Below are 18,035 nucleotides of genomic sequence, written 5' to 3' on the forward strand. Positions count from 1 at the left end.
GCAATGCCGATCCATCCCACCGCCATCATCGAGGAGGGGGCCGAGGTCCATGAGAGCGCGACCATCGGTCCCTATACCCTCATCGAGTCGAACGCATTCATCGGCGAGGGCTGTTGGATCGGAAGCTGTGTGCGCATCTACGGGCACACCCGTCTCGGGGCCCATAACCGCATCGATCACGGCGCCACCTTAGGGGCTGCGCCCCAGGACCTCGGCTTTGGCCCCGAGCGGGCCAAGCCGCTAATCATCGGCGATCACAACCATTTCCGTGAGTCGGTCAATATCAGTTGCGGGCTCAAGTCAGAGGGCGGCACGCGTATCGGCAATCACAACTATTGGATGGCCTTCAGCCACGCTGGCCATGACTGTGTTGTCGGCGATCACAATGTCTTTGCCAATGGTGCGACCCTCGCCGGTCATGTCGAGGTGGGGGATCATTGCTTTCTCTCGGGTCAGGTGGCGGTGCATCAGTTCTGCCGGATTGGATCCTATGTCATGATCGGCGGGGTCACGGGTGTGACCCAGGATGTACCACCCTATCTATTGGCTGCCGGCAACCGTGCCCGTTTGATCGGACTCAATGTCGTTGGCCTAAGGCGCAAAGGCTTTACCCAGGCACAGCGCAGCCGCATCAAACAGGTCTATCGCCTGATCCTGCGCTCGGGCCTGCCACGGGGGGAAGCGCTCGCCCAGGCCGCGGCCTTGTATCCCGGCCCAGAGACCGAGGCGATCATCGCCTTCATCCGCGGTTCAAAGCGCGGGGTCCTGCCGTTTCGCCGCTCGGTACGCGATACGTCTCTGATGGACTAGGCGCAGGGCATACCCTTTAGGGCTATAGGTACGCAATGCGTCCTCTACAGAGTCTAGGAGTCTAGCTATGAAGGTCCTGATCATCGGCAGCGGCGGGCGCGAACATGCCCTGGCCTGGAGGTCTGCCCAATCGCCCCTAGTCGAGTGGGTCTATGTAGCCCCGGGCAACGGCGGGACGGCGGGCGAGCCCAAGGTCACCAACATCCCCATCCCTGCTTCGGACATCCAGCGCCTGGTCGAGTTTGCGCGCAGAGAGGCGATCGATCTGACCATCGTTGGCCCCGAGGCCCCCTTAGTCGCCGGGGTCACCGATGCCTTTGCGAACGCCGGCCTGCGTTGTTTTGGGCCATCGCAGGCCGCCGCCCAGCTCGAGGGCTCCAAGTCGTTTGCCAAGGACTTCATGCGTCGACATGGCATCCCCACTGCCGAGTATGCGGTCTTTAGCGAGCTTGACGCTGCGTTCGCCCACCTCAAGCAGGTGGAGCCCCCGATCGTGATCAAGGCCGATGGTCTGGCCGCCGGCAAGGGGGTGGTGGTCGCCCAGGACCTGGCGACCGCCGAGTCTGCGGTGTGCGCCATGCTCGGGGCCAGGCAGTTCGGCAATGCAGGGGCGCAGGTGGTGATCGAGGAATATCTCAGCGGTGAGGAGGCGAGCTTCATCGCCTTGGTCGATGGTCGACATATCCTACCGCTTGCCTCCTCCCAAGATCACAAACGGCGCGACGACGGCGACCGGGGCCCGAACACCGGCGGCATGGGGGCCTATTCGCCCGCCCCAGTGGTCACCCCAGAGGTGCACGAGCGCATCCTGCGCGAGGTCATGGAACCCACAGTGGCAGGCATGGCGGCCGAGGGCTGCCCCTATGTCGGTTTTTTATACGCGGGGCTGATGATCGCCCCAGACGGTAGCCCCAGGGTGCTCGAGTTCAACTGTCGGCTCGGCGACCCCGAGACCCAGCCGATCTTGATACGCCTGCAATCGGACCTGGTTGAACTCTGCATGGTGGCACTTACCGGCGAGCTCGATCGGGCCGAGGCGCGCTGGGACCCGAGGGCAGCACTCGGGGTGGTGATGGCCGCCGCGGGTTACCCCGGTGAGGTCAGCAAGGGACAGGTGATCGAGGGCCTAGAGCGATCCTTCCCGCCAGAGATCAAGGTCTTTCATGCCGGCACGCGCAGGGAGGGCGAGCGGGTGCTGACCGACGGCGGCCGGGTGCTCTGTGTGACCGCGCTCGGTGTAAGCATCGCCGAGGCCTGCTCCTTGGCCTATGATGCCGTCGATCGTATCTACTGGGAGGGCGCCTTCTGGCGGCGCGACATCGGGCATCGCGCCATCGCGCGTGGGCTATAGAGAGGGGGCAGGTGCGCCTGCATGACGAGTACCCTGGGATTGATCCTGACGTCTCCCCAGCAGCAAGCCCGACCTGGGATGGGGCGAGGTGCATCGCTCATCCCGTTTGGGTCGATGTATGGGGGTGAGAGGCCAATATGGCGGATCTGTTTGCGGCCAAGCACTTTTTGATCGTCGATGACTTTGCCGATATGCGCACAGCGCTCAAGCGTATCCTCAATTCGCTCGGCGCTATACACATCGACCAGGCGCGCAACGGCAGCGAGGCCATCGCCAAGATGCAGGCCCGTCACTACGACGTGGTCTTGTGTGACTACAATCTCGGGACCGGCAAGGATGGTCAGCAAATCCTAGAAGAGGCGCGGGTTCGGCAACTGCTTGGGGTCGATAGCATCTTCATCATGATCACCGCCGAAAATACCCGCGAGATGGTCATGGGCGCGGTGGAATATGCCCCCGATAGCTATCTGTCCAAGCCCTTCACCAAAGAGTTTTTGCAAACGCGCCTGACCAAGCTCTTTGAGCGCAAGGCGCATCTGTACAAGGTCAATCAGGCCCTCCTCGCCAAAGACCCAGCAGGGGCTATCCGCGAACTCGATACCCTGATCGCCGACCACCCCTCCAACCTCAGCGAACTCTTAAAGCTCAAGAGCGAGATCTGTATCGAGTCCAATCGCCTCGATGAGGCCCAGAGTGTGCTCGAACAGGTACTGGCCATCCGTGAGATGCCCTGGGCACGGCTTGGGCTCGGCAAGATCCAGTTCATGCGCAAACAATTCACCCAGGCCGCCGAGACCTTCAGCCAGATCATCGAACAGGAACGCAGCTTCGTCGCCGCCTATGACTGGCTGGCCAAGACCCAGATGGCCCAGCGCCAATATGCCGAGGCCGAGGAGACCTTGAAACTCGCCGCGCGTCTGTCACCGCGCAATATCCGCCGACAAGGTCTCATAGGCGACATCGCCCTCACCAACAATCATCCCGAGACCGCCGAGCTCGCCTATGAGCAGGCGGTTGGTCTTGCCAAATACTCAGTCTTCAATCATCCGGCCCTCTTTGCCGGCCTGGCCAAAAGCAAGGCAGCCGCTGGCAAGCGCGAAGAGGCGCTCAAGGTGGCCGAGCAGATCCCCAAGGTCTTTCCCGATCACCCGGAGGCCGCGCTATATCAGGCAACTGCCACTGTTTTCGTCAAGGCCAAGGCGGGTGATCAGGCCGGCGCCCAGGCCGCACTCGCCCAGGCCGAGCAGGAACTGGCTAGACTGAACGAAGGCGCGCGTCTATCCCAGCATGCGCTGGAGCTGGCCAAGGCCTATGCCGAGCTCGGACAGGAAGACAAGGCGGCGGCCTTGCTGCGCCAGGTGATCGCCAATAACCACGACGATGAAGATATCCTGACCCAGATCATCCATCTCTGTCAGGAATCAAAGTTGAACTATGACGCCGAGTCCGCAATCCGCGAGGTCCAAGGCGATGTGGTGCGCACCAACAACGAAGGGGTGCGGCTCATCAAGCAGGGCGAGTTCGATGCAGCGATCAAGCTCCTCAGCCATGCCGCCGAAGAGATGCCCGGTAACAAGACCATCAACCTCAATGCTGCCAAGGCGCTTTTGATGTATATGGAACGCCGCGGGATCACCAATGACCTGATCGCTCAGGTCCATCACTATATCAACCGCGTCCAGACACTGGCTCCAGACGACTGGCGGCTCGGGGATGTCCGCCATAGACTCCGCAAACTCACCCAGACTTAAAACGATGGATAAACTCGATTTTTCGACAATCCTCGCCTCATCGATCCACGACATCAAAAACTCGCTCGGGCTGATCCTGACGAATCTCGAAGATCTGCTGGGCAACCCTGCCAACCATATCGCGGACCCACGTCAGGCCAGCCTGTTGCAGCACGAGGCCCGCCGGGCCAATGCCAACCTCAATCAGCTCCTGATATTCTACAAGCTGGGCCAGGACCAACTCTGCGTCAACATCACGGCCAATCCTCTAGACGAGTTCCTAGAAGAGATCATCGCTGAGAATCGTTCGGTCTGTCAGGCCTTGGGGCTTCGGATTGACCATCAATGCGATACCGAGCTGATGGGCTTTTTTGATATAGAGTTGGTGCGCGGGGTGTTGGAGGGCGCCATCGGCAATGCCCGGCGTTATGCCCGCACGCAGATCCAGCTCAATGCCGAGTTGATGGAAGGTTTCCTAGTGATCCGGGTCGAGGACGACGGTGTCGGCTTTCCCCCCAGCATGCTTGCTCAAACCGATTATCGGCCTCAGACCCTTTCTTCGATTGTAGGCACTCCTGGACATACCCAATTGGGACTCTATTTCGCCGCGCACCTCGCCCAGTTACACCGTCAGGGGGACAAGTGCGGATCGATCCGCCTCGTCAATGGTCATCTCCTGCCTGGGGGGTGTTTCGAGCTGTGGCTGCCCTGATCGCTAATGAGGGATATGGCTGTCTTGACGGTTACTGTCGTTCGAGCCAACACTTAGGCCCTATCGCCTCTCGCCGGACGCGCGGCGATGCCGCACCCCTCGATTGGCCGATCTACCTCCTTTTAGCGGTTACGCTGTTGCTCGGTGCCTCCCCTGTCTTGTCCTCGCCCCCAGATGTCCGGGTGCTGATTGATGTCTCGGGGAGCATGCGTCAGACCGATCCACGCAACCTGCGCGCCCCGGCCGTGCAGCTCTTCAATGAGCTGATCCCGGCAGGGGCTATTGCAGGGGTCTGGCTGTTTGCCGAACAGACCGAGGTCTTGGCCCCCCCTGGGGCAGTTGACGATGAGTGGCGTAAACGGCTGCGCGGTCGTTTAAATCGCATCCATTCGCGAGGCCTGTTTACTGATATCGAGGGTGCCATCCGTACCGCCACCGCCGACTGGTCGCAAAAACCGGCAGAGGGCGAGCGTCACCTGATCCTGCTCACCGATGGTCTGACCGATGTCTCTAAAAACCCCGAGGACAGTGCCGCCTCGCGCCAGCGCATCCTGACGGAACAGATCGAGCGGCTCAAGGGTATGAGCGCCAAGGTCCATGCCATCGGTCTATCGGACCAGATCGATGAGCAGCTCATGCGCCTGCTCGCCGTCCAGACCGGCGGCTGGATGGAAAAGGCCGAGACCGCCGATGCCCTACAGCGCCTGTTCTTGCGTGTGCTCGAACAAAGCGCCCCGCCGACCACGGTCCCGATCAAGGGCAATCGCTTCGAGATCGATAACCAGGTGCGCGAGCTGACGGTCCTAGCCTTTCGCCCCGAAGGTGGCCAGAGCCAATTGACAACCCCAGATGGCGAGCGCATCCGCGCCGATCAGCTCTTGCCGGGGGTGAGATGGCGCGCCGAGGCCGGCTATGACCTCATCACCATCGCCAACCCCAAGCCCGGTCAGTGGCGCATCCGCGGGGTCGAGGACCCGGACAACCGCGTAGTCATCATCACCGACCTCGACATCGAGACCGGGCCTCTGCCCAGCGCCATCGCCCAGGGCGAGGGCCCCCGGGCCGAGACCTGGCTGACTGACCACAAACAGCCCATCCAACGGCTTGACCTGTTACAGGTCGTCCAGGCCAAGGTTCAGCTCAGCCCTGACCCTGCCCAACAGCAACCCGGGGCGACACCTGGCCAATCCTCGACCCCAGATACAACCGCCGCAGCGACCCCAGCGGCCCCGCCGCCGGCATCCGAGCAACCCTTGCCCCTGGATGCAGCCAGCGCCCGTTTTGCCGCCGATCTTCGGACAGCGGGCCTGGCACCAGGGGTCTATCGTCTCGATTTCGTCATCGACGGCGGGACCTTCCAGCGCCAGATCAGCCGGCATCTCAAGATCCGGGGTGCACCCCTCCAGGCCAGCTATGAGTCGCAATTGCCGACCGATACCCAGCCCCAGGCCGCGATCCTGGTCAAACTCAGCGCCGACCCCGACGCCGTCGAGCCGGCAAGCCTCTTCGGCTATCTCATCGCCCGCGGGCCCGAGGGCTTCAACGAGGTCATCGAGATCCCCAAGGACAAGCGCTTTCCACTGACCGTCAAGATCCCCATCCAGCAGCCGGGGGACTATCAGATCAGTGGCCAGTTCATAGGGCGCGCCCTCGCCGGGGAACCCATCCAGATCCAGCCTGAGGCGGGCAACCTGCACCTCGACTTCAAAGCCCCCAAGACGACCAAGGCCGGCGTCCAGGGCAGTGCAGAACCCTTTTCCTGGCTGTGGTTCTTCGTCTATCTGCTGGCAGGCAACGCCTTGCTGGGCAGCGCTCTGGGACTCACCTGGTGGCTGATGGGCCGCGCACGCAAGGTGCATGTGGGTTCGGCTATGGTTTAAGACAGATCACCCCTCAAGCCATGCCGCAAAAAGAGATCTGGGCGCGGGGTTAAAGCGAGATGACCGCATTCCAACTAGCCTCCTTGATCCTGGCCGGCGAGTTTGCCGTGGTCAGTTGGTTGATCCTCTTTCTGTTCCTCAGACAGCAGCACCAGCGCCAGCAGGACGACCATGCCCATGCCGGGGCGGTGCGCGAGCATATCGAGGCGCATGAATTGAACCACCGCGAGGCCCTGACCCGCCTGTTCGAGACGACCTATGGGCTGACGGGTGACGAACTTTCAGCCAAGGTCGATGAATATCTGGCGCGCGAGCGGGCCTTTTATAACGTCATGCTCAATCTCTATCTCAACCGCGACGCGACCAGGCTCAAGGAGATCCCTGCCGAGCTCGCCAAGGTGGTCAAACCCTGGGCCGAGATCGCCGAGATGCCGCAGGTTGGGATGGTCAGCGCCAGCACTGTCTCAAGCCTAGAGAACGAGAAAAGCCAACTTATCAACGAGCTCGAACAGACCAAAGAGACCCTCGAGCAGCTCATGCAGGAATACATGGCGGCCTTCAATAAGGTTCAAGAAGAGGCCCCGCCCCCCCCTCCACCACCCGAACCCTCAGATAAAGCAGTGGATCTCGACGACATCGATGTCGATCTCGAGCCCGTTACTGCCCCGATCCAGCCAGCGGCGCCAGCACCTGAACCTGAACCTGAACCCGAGCCATTGCCTGCAGCCGAGGCAGTCGCGCCGGTGCCGGCTGAGGAACGGGTCGATCCCGAAGACATCGATGCGATGCTCCGGGCCCTGGCCGAGGAGATAGTCGGCACCAAACCGCCCGAGCCACCTCCCCGGCAGAGCGAACCCGAGCCATCGAGCGTGCCGCCGACGACGGAGGAGATCACCCTCGATCCAGAAGAGACCGCCGAGGCGCGTGCCCGCGAGGAGCTCGAGGGGCTTGCCGACCTGTTCGATACCGACTCAGAGTCGAAATAGCGGCCTGGCCTGGAAGGGACTGGACCGTCATTCCGGTTCGTCATTCCGGTTCGTCATTCCAGCGCAAGCCGGAATCCATCCATGGGAGACGCAGGGGCCGGGTTTAAGCTAGGAATGCATCAGTGCCTCCCGAGACTGCTCGAGGGTTTGCCTCAATTGATATCCATATCCGGTCGCCGGACAGGGACGAGATGGGCGAGCGCCGGCAGGATGCGCCCCTGCAACCATTCGCCGAATGCGGCAAGCTCGGGATGACGCCCGCACACCGCGATGACATAGCCCAGGGTGCGCGGGATGTCGGCAAGATAGCCGTGTTTGCCATCGCGCAGGCTCAGGCGCGCAAAGATGCCAGCGGCCTTGAGGTGGCGTTGGGCGCCCATGAGGTCAAACCAACGACGAAAGCGCTGTTCATCGACGCCTACAAGCCGACCGCAGCTGCATAGCCGATCATAGTGATCCAGGGCCCAGCCCCAGACGCGCTCGGGGTCCCAGGCAATATAGCAATCGCGCAGGAGCGAGACCAGGTCATAGGTCAACGGGCCTGAGACCGCATCCTGGAAGTCCAAGACCCCGGGGTTTTCGCGCTCGGTCAACATCAGGTTGCGCGAGTGATAGTCGCGATGGACGAAGACCCGCGGCTGCTCCAGGGCGTTGGCGATCAGGAGGGCCTCGACCCCTTCCCATTGCCGGTACTCAGGCCTCATGAGTTCCAGGCCCAGCAGCCCCTCGACCAGCCAGGTGCGAAATAGCCCAAGCTCGCGCTGCAAAAAAGGGGCGTCGTATTCGGGAAGGCCGGCTTGCGGAAGCCGGGTCTGAATCAACAGCAGTGTCTCCAGGGCATCACCATAGAGCCGGTCGGCGGTGGCATCGTTCAATGCGCTCAGATAGACCTGATCCCCCAGATCCGAGATCAACAAAAACCCTCGGGAGAGGTCCTCGGCATGGACCTCTGGGGTCTGGACCCCGTAGGCGCGCAGCAGGCGCGCAAGCCTGACATAGCGCCCGCAGTCCTCACGCCCAGGTGGGGCATCCATGGCGATCCAGGTCCGATTGCCTACCTGCACCCGCCAATAGCGGCGGAAACTCGCGTCCGCTGAGGCGGGGCTGAGCGCCAAGGGCTTCTCCCCCAGCACCTCGATCAACCAAGACCGCAACAGCGCATCGCGTTCTTTGACATCCTCCTGCCCCATCAGGGCAGGGCCTATCGCACCTTGGGTCATCGACACCACCTCATTTGTTGCTAGATACCGCCTTGCATCGCTATAGCTCAGGGGCAGAACTGCAGCCAATGATTGCGGGTGCGCCCTGGATATGCCATGGTTAACCCCCCAAAGGGTCTCATCGCTGCCTCCTATCCATCTCCCCGCATCTTCATTCCCGTATGATGCCCAGACCGGCTGACCGCAAATGGCGTGTGTGTGCTGCTGCGCTCTCTGCGCTCGTGTTGGTGCCGGCGCAGGCCGGCGAACCCAGTCCCGAGGTCAAGACTGACCTGCGACCTCTCCCTCCGGTGCAGGTCACCGGCGGATCACAGCTCAGCCCCAGCCAACCGGTCGAAACAGCGGGGCAACTGGCCCCACTCGTTCCCGAGAGACCGCTGGGCCTGGAGATCGCCCCACCCGATGAGCGACCACAAGCCCAGCAACTGCCTATCTCCATCGAGGAGCGCGCCCAGGACAAACGTCTGCACGAGGGGCTAGCTTGGGATACCTGCGGGCCTCGCTTGGGGAGGGGCCGGATGCCGCTGACCCAGCCCGCAGCCAAGGCCCAACGCCAGCCGGTCGAGATCACTGCTGACCTGGTCGATTATGACCAAGCGCGTGATCTTGTCCAACTCCAGGGCAACATCGAGGTGGTCCAGGGTCAGGCCAGGCTATGTGCCGCGCGCTCGATCTATGACCGGCGCACGGCATCGGTAAGCGCCAGCGGCGGCGTCATCCTTGACTATCCTGGGCTGCGCCTGATCAGTGAACGTGCCGACTACAACCTGGAAAGCAAAGACGGACGGCTCGAACAGGCCGGCTATCGACTCTATGGCCAGACCAATCTGCGCGGTGCCGCCGAAGCAGCCTGGTTGCTGGATGATCAGAAAAGCCGCTACCGCAATATCCTCTATACCACCTGTCCGCCGGGAAACACCGCCTGGTCGCTGCGGGCACAGGACCTGATGCTCGATCAGGCAGCCGGGCAAGGAGTGGCACGCAACGCCTGGCTGAGCCTCTGGGATGTACCTGTGCTCTATACGCCCTATCTCGCCTTTCCAATCGACGGGCGCCGGCGTTCGGGCTTCTTGATCCCCACCATCGGCAGTTCCGAAAAGATTGGCCTTGACCTCAGCATCCCCTATTATTGGAGCATCGCCCCCCAGATGGACGCCACCCTGACCCCGCGGCTGATGAGCGCGCGCGGCCTGATGCTCGGGGCCGAATGGCGCTACCTGGGCGCCTGGGAGCGTCTGGAGTTCGACGGCGAGATCCTGCCCCAGGATGCCAAAGACCCGGAGGCGGGGGTCCGCGGCGCCCTGCGGTTTACCGAGAGCGGCAGCCCTGCCCCTGGTTGGTGGACGGCGATCGACTACGCTTCGGTATCAGATGACCGGTATCTTACCGATTTCGGCAATCGGCTCGATGTCACCAGCCTGCGCAATCTCAGCCAGCGCGCCGAGATCCAGTATCAAGGCAACGGTTGGCGGGCGTTGGGTCGCCTGCAACAGTTCCAGAGCATCGATGCCTCGATCGCTCCAGCCAACCGGCCTTATGGCCAGTTGCCCCATCTCGAGTTGACCAGTGTCTCCCAGCCGTTCGCCGCTGGCCTAGAGTATGACCTGAGGCTGTACTACGATTATTTCGATCATGATTCGGCGATCCACGGCAGCCGTCTGGTCGCCGCGCCCATCCTAAGCTGGCCGCTGCGCCGTAGCTTCGGGTATCTCATCCCCCGTGCGCGCCTGTATTACACCCAATACGACCTGATCGACCAGAAGGCAGGGGCTGACAGCCAGCCGAGCCATCTGATCCCCAGCTTCGACCTCGACGGTCAATTGGTCTTCGAGCGCGAGGCCGGCTGGTTGGGGCGACCGGCGCTTCAGACCCTCGAACCGCGCCTGTATTACGTCTATACCGCCTATGCCGATCAGACGGACAATCCGCGCTTCGATACCACGGCGCTCGATTTTAGTTTCGCCAGCCTGTTTCGCCCCAACCGCTTCACCGGCTATGACCGGATCAACGATGACAACAGGCTCACCCTGGGCCTGACCACTCGCACCCTTCGGGAAGACGACGGCGATGAGCTGTGGCGCCTGAGCCTTGGCCAGATCTATTACTTTGCCGACCAGCGGGTGCAACTGGATGGTCCGGCGGTGCTTGATCCCAACCATTCCGCCTTGGCCGGGGAGATCGGTTTGCGCCTGCATCGCGACTGGACGGCCCAGGCCGAACTGCAATGGAACCCAGACAGCAGGGAGCACTCTTGGGAGAAACAGGTCATCCAGGTGCGCTATGCCCCAGCCAAGGACCGCCTGTTGAGCCTGGCTTACCATTACAATCTGGGTACCCAGAGCTCCGAAGAATATGAAAACGCCGATCTCGCCTTCCAGCTGCCCCTCGGTTCCCGGGTACGGATGGTCGGACGTTGGCTCTATTCGCTGTTGAACGATGAAACGGTCGAGGCGTTTGCGGGGATAGAATTTAGTGAATGTTGTTGGCGGATGCGCATCCTAGGCCAGCATCTCAAACGCGATGCCAATCAGCCAGCGAGCACCAGCCTCATGCTGCAATTGGAACTTGCCGGGCTTGGATCAGTCGGCAATGCCATCGACAAGGTCTTGCAACGAGGGATCTATGGGTATCAATCCGATTAGAAACCAACAGGAGGCAGTGCATCGATCCGGGCTCCTTGGCCGGCAGAGGCTGTCACATCCCGGAGATCACGGCCTTGCGCCCAGGGTGAGGCACCTCAGCGCCCTGCTGCTCGGCTGCCTTGGTCTCTTGTGGGCCTTGACCGCCGCGCCGCTGCGCGCCGCCCAGCCGCTGGATGCGATCGTGGCCGTGGTCAATGATGATGTCATTGTCCAAAGCGAATTGGAGCGCGAGCTGGCCCTGGTCATCCCTCAGCTCCAGCAGCGTGGCACCGCCCCGCCGCCCACGCAATTGCGCAAGCAGGTGCTCGACCGTTTGATCCTCAAGCACCTGCAACAGCAGCGCGCCAAGCAGCTCGGCATCTCGGTCGATGACGCCACCCTCCAGCAGGCAATCGAGAACATCGCCAGGCGCAATGGCATCTCGGTCGAGGAGCTCAAGGAGACCCTCGAGGCCGGCGGCATTCGTTTTGCGGATTTCCGCGAGGATACCCGTGCCCAGATCCTCAGCAGTCGCCTGCAAAACCAAGAGGTACTCGGCAAGATCCAGGTCAGCGAACAAGAGGTCGATCGTTTCCTGGCGCGCGAGAAAGACCGTCTGGTCGAACGCGAACAGGTGCGCCTCCAGCACATCCTGGTCGCCCTGCCTGATAACCCGACCCCCGAACAGGTCAAGCGCGCCGAGGACAAGGCCAAGCGATTGGTGGTCGAGTTGCGCGCCGGCGCCGATTTCGCCGCAGTCGCTGTACGCGAATCGGACGGCGCCAATGCCCTGGAGGGCGGGGACCTCGGCTGGTTCGAGATGGGAGCAGTCCCCACCCTGGTCTCCGATCTGGCCTATACCCTGGCCGAGGGCGAGATCACCGATCCGCTACGCAGCCCGAGCGGCTTTCACATCATCCGCTTGAGCGGGATCAAGGCCGCCCAACCCAAGGATATCGTCCAGACCCATGCGCGCCATATCCTGATCCGCACCAATGAATTGGTTTCGGACGAGGATGCCCGGCAAAGGCTCATGCAATTGCGCGAACGGCTGTTGAACGGTGAAGATTTTGCAGGACTTGCCCGCGCCCATTCCGACGACACGGGCTCGGCATTGAAGGGCGGCGATCTTGGCTGGGTCGAGCCGGGGCGGATGGTGCCCGAATTCGAGGAGCAGATGAACAAGCTTGCGCCGGGTGCCCTGAGCGAACCCTTCAAGACCCCCTTTGGTTGGCATCTCCTCAAGGTCGAAGAGCGGCGCAATCGCGGCGCCAGCGAAGACCTGATGCGCATCAAGGCGCGCGAGGCCCTACAACGGCGCAAGGCTGAGGAGGCGATGGAGGAATGGCAGCGTCAGTTGCGCGACGAGGCCTATATCGAGATCCGATTGGAGCAGGAGGGGGAGCAGGGATGAACAAGGCCCAATCACCATCGGTCTTGCGTCTGGCCATCACCCCGGGCGAGCCTGCCGGTGTGGGTCCAGACCTGATCGTGCGCCTGGCGGCTGCCGAATCAGCTCCTGCTGAGCTTGTCGCCATCGCCGATCCCGAGCTCCTGGCCGAGCGGGCAGCGCACCTGGGGCTTAAGCTTGGCATCGAGCCCTTCGAACCCAGTCAGCCGCCCAGCCCCCAACGCGCTGGCCGGCTGAAGATCTGGCCGGTGCCGCTGGCGCACCCAGTCGAGGCAGGTCGGCTCGACCCAGCCAATGCCCCCTATGTGTTGGAGACCCTAAAAAGGGCCTGCGCGGGCTGTCTGGAGGGGCGTTTCGACGCCTTGGTCACCGGCCCAGTGCACAAGGGGATCATCAATGACGCCGCTATCCCGTTCACCGGTCACACCGAGTTCTTGGCCGAGTACTGCGGCGGCGAGCCGGTGATGATGCTCGCCATCCCCGGGCTGCGCGTCGCCCTGGCCACCACCCATCTGCCCTTGAACCAGGTGAGCGCGGCCATCACCCGCGCCTCGCTTGCGCGGGTAGTCGATGTCCTGCATCAGGACCTGATCCAGCGTTTTGGGATCAGGGAGCCGCGCATCCTGGTCTGCGGTTTAAATCCCCATGCCGGCGAGGGCGGGCATCTGGGGCGCGAGGAGATCGAGGTGATCGAGCCGGTCCTTGCGCAGCGACGCGCCCACGGCTGGCGTCTGATCGGCCCAGTGCCTGCCGATACCGCCTTCGTCCCCCCCCGTCTGCAGGATGTCGATGCGGTACTGGCCATGTATCACGACCAGGGCTTGCCGGTCCTCAAACATCTGGGATTTGGGCATGCGGTCAATATCACCCTAGGGCTACCGATCATCCGCACCTCCGTCGATCACGGCACGGCCCTCGAACTTGCAGGGACAGATCGTGCCGACCTCGGCAGCTTGCGCCAGGCGCTGCTGCTCGCCTGTCAATTGGTTCAGTCATCTCGTATTTGTTCGCCTCGAGTGGACCAGAACGCTCGCGGAGCGCAGCAGGAGGAAAGCTCCCCAGACCTAGGCGCGGGAGAGACCAGCGATGCGCTTTGAGGTCCTCGCCCGCGACGGACTCGCCCGCCGTGCCCGCCTGATCCTCGAGCGCGGCACGATCGAGACCCCCGCCTTCATGCCGGTCGGCACCTATGGCACGGTCAAGGCCATGACACCCGAGGAGCTAGAGGCAACCGGCGCCCAGATCATCCTGGGAAATACCTTTCATCTGATGCTGCGTCCAGGTGCCGAGGTCATCCAGACCCTGGGGGGGCTACATGCCTTCATGCATTGGGATGGGCCCATCCTCACCGATTCGGGCGGATTTCAGGTATGGAGCCTGGGCGAACTGCGCCGGATCAGCGAAGACGGCGTCCATTTCCGCTCGCCAGTGGATGGCAGTCCGGTGTTTCTCAGCCCAGAGCGCTCGATCGAGGTCCAGCAGACCCTGGGCTCGGACATCATCATGATCTTCGACGAATGCACCCCTTACCCTGCTACCGAGGAAGAGGCACGCGCCTCGATGGAGCGCTCATTGCGCTGGGCCGAGCGCTCACGGGAGGCCCATGGCGCAAGCCCGGCGGCGCTCTTCGGCATCGTCCAGGGCGGGATGCATGAACATCTGCGCGAGCGCTCACTGGCGGGTCTGCTTCGCATCGGCTTTGATGGCTATGCCGTGGGTGGGCTATCGGTCGGCGAACCCGAGTCCGACCGATTGCGCATCCTCGACCATTTGGCTGACAGGCTTCCTGCCGACCGACCCCGTTATCTCATGGGGGTCGGCAAACCCCAGGATCTGGTCGCCGCCGTCGTGCGCGGGATCGATCTGTTCGACTGCGTCATCCCCACCCGCAACGCCCGCAACGGCCATCTCTTCACCCATCAGGGGGTGCTGCGCATCCGCAACGCCAGCCACCGGACCGATCCCAGACCGCCTGATCCATTGTGTGACTGCTATACCTGCCGCCATTACAGCCGCGCCTATCTCCATCATCTCGACCGCTGTAACGAGATCCTTGGCGCGCGCCTTGCTACCATCCACAATCTCCATTATTACCAAACCCTGATGCGCCGAATGCGCACTGCGATCGCAAACGGCCAATTCACGGAATTCGTCGCTGAGTTCCAAAGGACATATCAAAATTAGCGAGGACCGGCGCCAATCGCTCCGAACCATATTCGGCAGTACAAAGCCGCTGGTCAAAGATAGAGGTGCACAGTGCTCGATACCCTGAGCGTCGTGATCCCAACGCGCAACGAAGCGGCCTTGATGGATCGATTCCTACGCTCCTTGCCCGACGAGGTGGAGCTCGTGGTCGTGGACGCCAGCGATGACGAGACGCCGGCACTCATCGAGCGCATCCGCCCGCACAATACCCGGATCATCCGCTCATCGGCTAGGATCGCCGAGGCGCGCGAGATCGGCGCCGCAGCCGCCTCGGGCGAATGGCTGATCTTTAGCGACGCCGATGTCTATTTTGTCCCGGGCTATTTCGAGCGATTCGGCCGTTATTACGACGCAGACGCCATCTATGGCCCCAAATACGCCACCGCTGACTATCGCTGGTATAGCACGGTCTTTGTCGCCGGTCAGCGTCTGGCGCACACCCTGGGCTTCCCCGCGGCCTCGGGGTCAAATATGGCAGTGCGGCGTCAGGTGCTGAATGCAGTCGGCGGGTTTCGCTGCGACCTACCGGTCAACGAGGACAGCGAGCTCTTTTTGCGCCTCGCCCATCGCGGCCACTGTGTCCGCTTCGCCCCTGATCTGGCGGTATACTCGCTCGACGACCGCCGGCTCAAGCGCGGTGCGGTACGCAAACTGTTGCACAGCATCACCCGTTGTGCCCTTATTGCGCTGGGGATGCGCGTGCCCCTTCCCCAACGCCTCCTGCGCCATGATTGGGGATACTGGAGCATGACCCGCTGATGGCCCGCTCCCGCGGATGGCGCTGGGCCCTGCTGAGCGCGGCTATCCTCTTGGGTAGCGCGCTACTGGCCGTCTGGATTGGCTGGAGCGAAACGATAGACCGTCTTGTTCATGCCGCATCCCCTGAGGAGCTGGTGGCCATCCTGCGTACCTTTGGCGGCTGGACGCCGCTGATAAGCATCCTGCTGATGGTCATCCAATCCATATTGGCCCCGTTGCCCGGCTCGGTGATCGCCGCCGCCAACGGCGCCCTCTACGGGGTCTGGTGGGGGACCTTGCTGTCTTGGGCCGGCGGCATGGCCGGCGGATGGGCGACCTATGCCATCGGCTATTGGTCGGGGAAGCCCCTGAGGCGACGCTGGAGAATGACCGGATTGTGGAGACAATTGATCGCTGTCGGCGCGAGCCGCGGTTTCTGGATCGTCTTGATCGCCCGCATGACCCCTATCGTCTCCCTCGATTTCATCGGCTACCTAGCCGGCATCGCTCGGCTGCCGCTGGCGACCTATCTGCTCGCCAATGCCATCGGCATCATCCCGGGGATACTCGCCTATACCCTCATCGGCAGTGAATTGGTCAAAGGCCGTCTCCTCTCGTGGGAGATCGGGGCGGCCTTGCTCCTAATGGTCATGTTATTTGCTATGGGGCGGCGCTGGTTACAATCGAAAGATGCCGGACGGATCATCGACTAGCGATGGACGATCGCCCCTTTGAGACCCCACCAGATGTCTGTGCATGAACTCTATCCCAGCGTTGAACCCTTCGCCGTCCATCGGCTCGCCGTCGGCGACGGTCATGAACTCTATGTCGAGGAATGCGGGCGTCCAGATGGCCTGCCGGCGGTCTTTCTGCACGGTGGGCCAGGTGCAGGCTGCGACCCCTTATATCGCGGTTTCTTTGCCCCCGACTGCTATCGGGCGGTGCTCTTCGACCAGCGTGGCTGCGGGCGTTCGACCCCGCATGCCGCGATCGAGACCAATACCACCTGGGACCTGGTTGCCGACATCGAGCGCATTCGCGAGCACCTAGGGATCGCGCGCTGGCTAGTCTTCGGCGGCTCCTGGGGCTCGACCCTGGCGCTCGCCTATGCCGAGACCCACCCCGAGCGGGTCTTGGGCCTGATCCTGCGCGGTGTCTTTCTCTGCCGCCCCGAGGAGATCCGCTGGTTTTATCAAGAAGGGGCAAACTGGTGCTTTCCCGATTACTGGCAGGACTTCTTGGCGCCCATCCCCAAGCCCGAGCGCTCTGACCTTGTCGGGGCCTATTACCGGCGGCTGATCGGCGCGGATGATGCGATCCGCGCTGAGGTCGCCCATGCCTGGTCGGTCTGGGAGGGGCGCACCGCGACCCTGTTGCCCAACCCAGCAATCGAGGCCCATTTCGCCGACCCCAAGCGCGCCTTAAGCCTTGCGCGCATCGAGTGCCATTATTTCGTCCATCAGGCATTTCTCGCCCCCAATCAGCTCTTGCGCGACGCAGGCCGCTTGAGCGGTATCCCAGGCATCATCGTCCAGGGACGCTATGACCTGATCTGCCCCTTGCGCTCGGCCTGGGAACTCCATCAAACCTGGCTGGATTCAGAGCTTCAGATCATCCCAGATGCTGGGCACTCGGCGCTCGAGCCAGGGATCTGCCGCGCGCTCGTCGCTGCGACCGATCGCTTTGCCCGCGAGTTGGGTTGAACAGGGATAAGGCGCGCTGCGTACCCGACGCGGGGGATTAGCGATGATCGGGCTGTTACAGCGGGTCAGCTCGGCCCAGGTCGTAGTCGAGGGCGAGGTCATCGGCGCCATCGGGCGCGGGCTCCTGGTCCTTGTCGGAGTCCAACGGGGCGATACCGAGGCGCACGCCGACCGCCTGCTCGAACGTTTGCTCGGCTATCGCGTCTTTCCCGACGCCGAGGGGCGGATGAATCTGAGTCTGCGTGACATCGCGGGGGAGCTATTGTTGGTGCCCCAATTTACCCTCGCCGCCGACACCCGCAAAGGGACGCGGGCCAGCTTCACCCCCGCTGCCCCGCCCGAGGAGGGGCGCAGGCTGTTTGATTATCTGACGGCACAGGCCCGTCTCGTCTATCCCAAGGTGGCAACCGGCCGTTTTGGGGCCGATATGCAGGTCCATTTGATCAACGACGGCCCAGTGACCTTCTGGCTGGAGACTTAGTTCTACGACCGCTATGCCAGCGCGCAGCGCCGCCTTGTACGCCAGTTGCCGACGGAATTCGAACAAGCGCGATCTGGGGGATAAAGATCATGCCTACACTGCCTCAATGGCGCTTCTCACAGCATCGCGCAGCTTCTGGTTCTTGCGCGCGCGAGCCATCCAGCCGGGCACTGAACACCCTTTGATT

General features: G+C 62.6%; 15 protein-coding genes. 14 read left to right on the forward strand and 1 reads right to left on the reverse strand.

Annotated elements, in window-relative coordinates:
* Nucleotides 1–3 precede the first annotated feature (3 nt).
* The 6 genes from lpxA to GWK36_RS13580 all read left to right on the forward strand — a co-directional run bounded on the left by lpxA (nucleotide 4) and on the right by GWK36_RS13580 (nucleotide 7,469).
* Complete coding sequence (gene lpxA / locus GWK36_RS13555; protein WP_166271883.1) at nucleotides 4–810, forward strand: acyl-ACP--UDP-N-acetylglucosamine O-acyltransferase; 807 nt, start codon at nucleotides 4–6, stop codon at nucleotides 808–810.
* Between the two features lie 67 nt (nucleotides 811–877).
* Nucleotides 878–2,161, forward strand: a complete 1,284-nt coding sequence (gene purD, locus GWK36_RS13560; RefSeq protein WP_166271885.1) for a phosphoribosylamine--glycine ligase — start codon at nucleotides 878–880, stop codon at nucleotides 2,159–2,161.
* 137 nt (nucleotides 2,162–2,298) lie between these two features.
* On the forward strand, nucleotides 2,299–3,912 hold the full coding sequence (locus GWK36_RS13565; RefSeq protein WP_166271887.1) for a tetratricopeptide repeat-containing response regulator: 1,614 nt from the start codon (nucleotides 2,299–2,301) through the stop codon (nucleotides 3,910–3,912).
* A 4-nt stretch (nucleotides 3,913–3,916) separates the two neighbouring features.
* Entirely contained in the window at nucleotides 3,917–4,603 is a 687-nt protein-coding gene (locus GWK36_RS13570) for a sensor histidine kinase (RefSeq protein WP_166271889.1), read from the forward strand.
* 182 nt (nucleotides 4,604–4,785) lie between these two features.
* Nucleotides 4,786–6,483, forward strand: coding sequence for a VWA domain-containing protein (locus GWK36_RS13575; RefSeq protein ID WP_246237587.1), 1,698 nt, complete (start codon nucleotides 4,786–4,788; stop codon nucleotides 6,481–6,483).
* A gap of 59 nt (nucleotides 6,484–6,542) precedes the next feature.
* The gene (locus tag GWK36_RS13580) at nucleotides 6,543–7,469 is read left to right on the forward strand and encodes a hypothetical protein (protein WP_166271891.1); all 927 of its coding nucleotides are present in this window, start codon (nucleotides 6,543–6,545) and stop codon (nucleotides 7,467–7,469) included.
* 152 nt (nucleotides 7,470–7,621) lie between these two features.
* On the opposite strand, the gene GWK36_RS13585 is transcribed toward GWK36_RS13580, so the two are convergent.
* Nucleotides 7,622–8,689, reverse strand: coding sequence for an aminoglycoside phosphotransferase family protein (locus GWK36_RS13585; protein ID WP_246237588.1), 1,068 nt, complete (start codon nucleotides 8,687–8,689; stop codon nucleotides 7,622–7,624).
* Between the two features lie 161 nt (nucleotides 8,690–8,850).
* On the opposite strand from GWK36_RS13585, the gene GWK36_RS13590 reads away from it, so the two are divergent.
* From GWK36_RS13590 to dtd, 8 genes are all read left to right on the forward strand, one after another.
* Complete coding sequence (locus GWK36_RS13590) at nucleotides 8,851–11,331, forward strand: LPS-assembly protein LptD (protein ID WP_246237589.1); 2,481 nt, start codon at nucleotides 8,851–8,853, stop codon at nucleotides 11,329–11,331.
* An 85-nt stretch (nucleotides 11,332–11,416) separates the two neighbouring features.
* Complete coding sequence (locus GWK36_RS13595) at nucleotides 11,417–12,724, forward strand: peptidylprolyl isomerase (protein WP_425482762.1); 1,308 nt, start codon at nucleotides 11,417–11,419, stop codon at nucleotides 12,722–12,724.
* Nucleotides 12,721–13,818, forward strand: a complete 1,098-nt coding sequence (gene pdxA, locus GWK36_RS13600) for a 4-hydroxythreonine-4-phosphate dehydrogenase PdxA (RefSeq protein ID WP_210756787.1) — start codon at nucleotides 12,721–12,723, stop codon at nucleotides 13,816–13,818. Before GWK36_RS13595 ends, pdxA begins: the two co-directional genes overlap by 4 nt.
* On the forward strand, nucleotides 13,808–14,905 hold the full coding sequence (gene tgt / locus GWK36_RS13605; protein WP_166271897.1) for a tRNA guanosine(34) transglycosylase Tgt: 1,098 nt from the start codon (nucleotides 13,808–13,810) through the stop codon (nucleotides 14,903–14,905). The genes pdxA and tgt overlap by 11 nt, the downstream gene beginning before the upstream one ends.
* Nucleotides 14,906–14,977: 72 nt before the next feature.
* The gene (locus tag GWK36_RS13610; RefSeq protein WP_166271899.1) at nucleotides 14,978–15,685 is read left to right on the forward strand and encodes a glycosyltransferase family 2 protein; all 708 of its coding nucleotides are present in this window, start codon (nucleotides 14,978–14,980) and stop codon (nucleotides 15,683–15,685) included.
* Nucleotides 15,685–16,377 carry a TVP38/TMEM64 family protein gene (locus GWK36_RS13615; RefSeq protein WP_166271901.1) on the forward strand — a complete coding sequence of 231 codons (693 nt, stop codon included), beginning with the start codon at nucleotides 15,685–15,687 and terminating at the stop codon, nucleotides 16,375–16,377. Before GWK36_RS13610 ends, GWK36_RS13615 begins: the two co-directional genes overlap by 1 nt.
* Nucleotides 16,378–16,416: 39 nt before the next feature.
* Nucleotides 16,417–17,367: a prolyl aminopeptidase gene (gene pip / locus GWK36_RS13620; protein ID WP_166272759.1), complete on the forward strand. Its 951-nt coding sequence runs from the start codon at nucleotides 16,417–16,419 to the stop codon at nucleotides 17,365–17,367.
* 43 nt (nucleotides 17,368–17,410) lie between these two features.
* Nucleotides 17,411–17,848 (forward strand): D-aminoacyl-tRNA deacylase, encoded by a 438-nt coding sequence (gene dtd / locus GWK36_RS13625; protein ID WP_166271903.1) that lies wholly within the window; start codon nucleotides 17,411–17,413, stop codon nucleotides 17,846–17,848.
* The last annotated feature ends 187 nt before the right edge of the window (nucleotides 17,849–18,035 follow it).

Origin of the sequence: Caldichromatium japonicum, assembly GCF_011290485.1 — a bacterium.
Lineage (GTDB): Bacteria > Pseudomonadota > Gammaproteobacteria > Chromatiales > Chromatiaceae > Thermochromatium > Thermochromatium japonicum.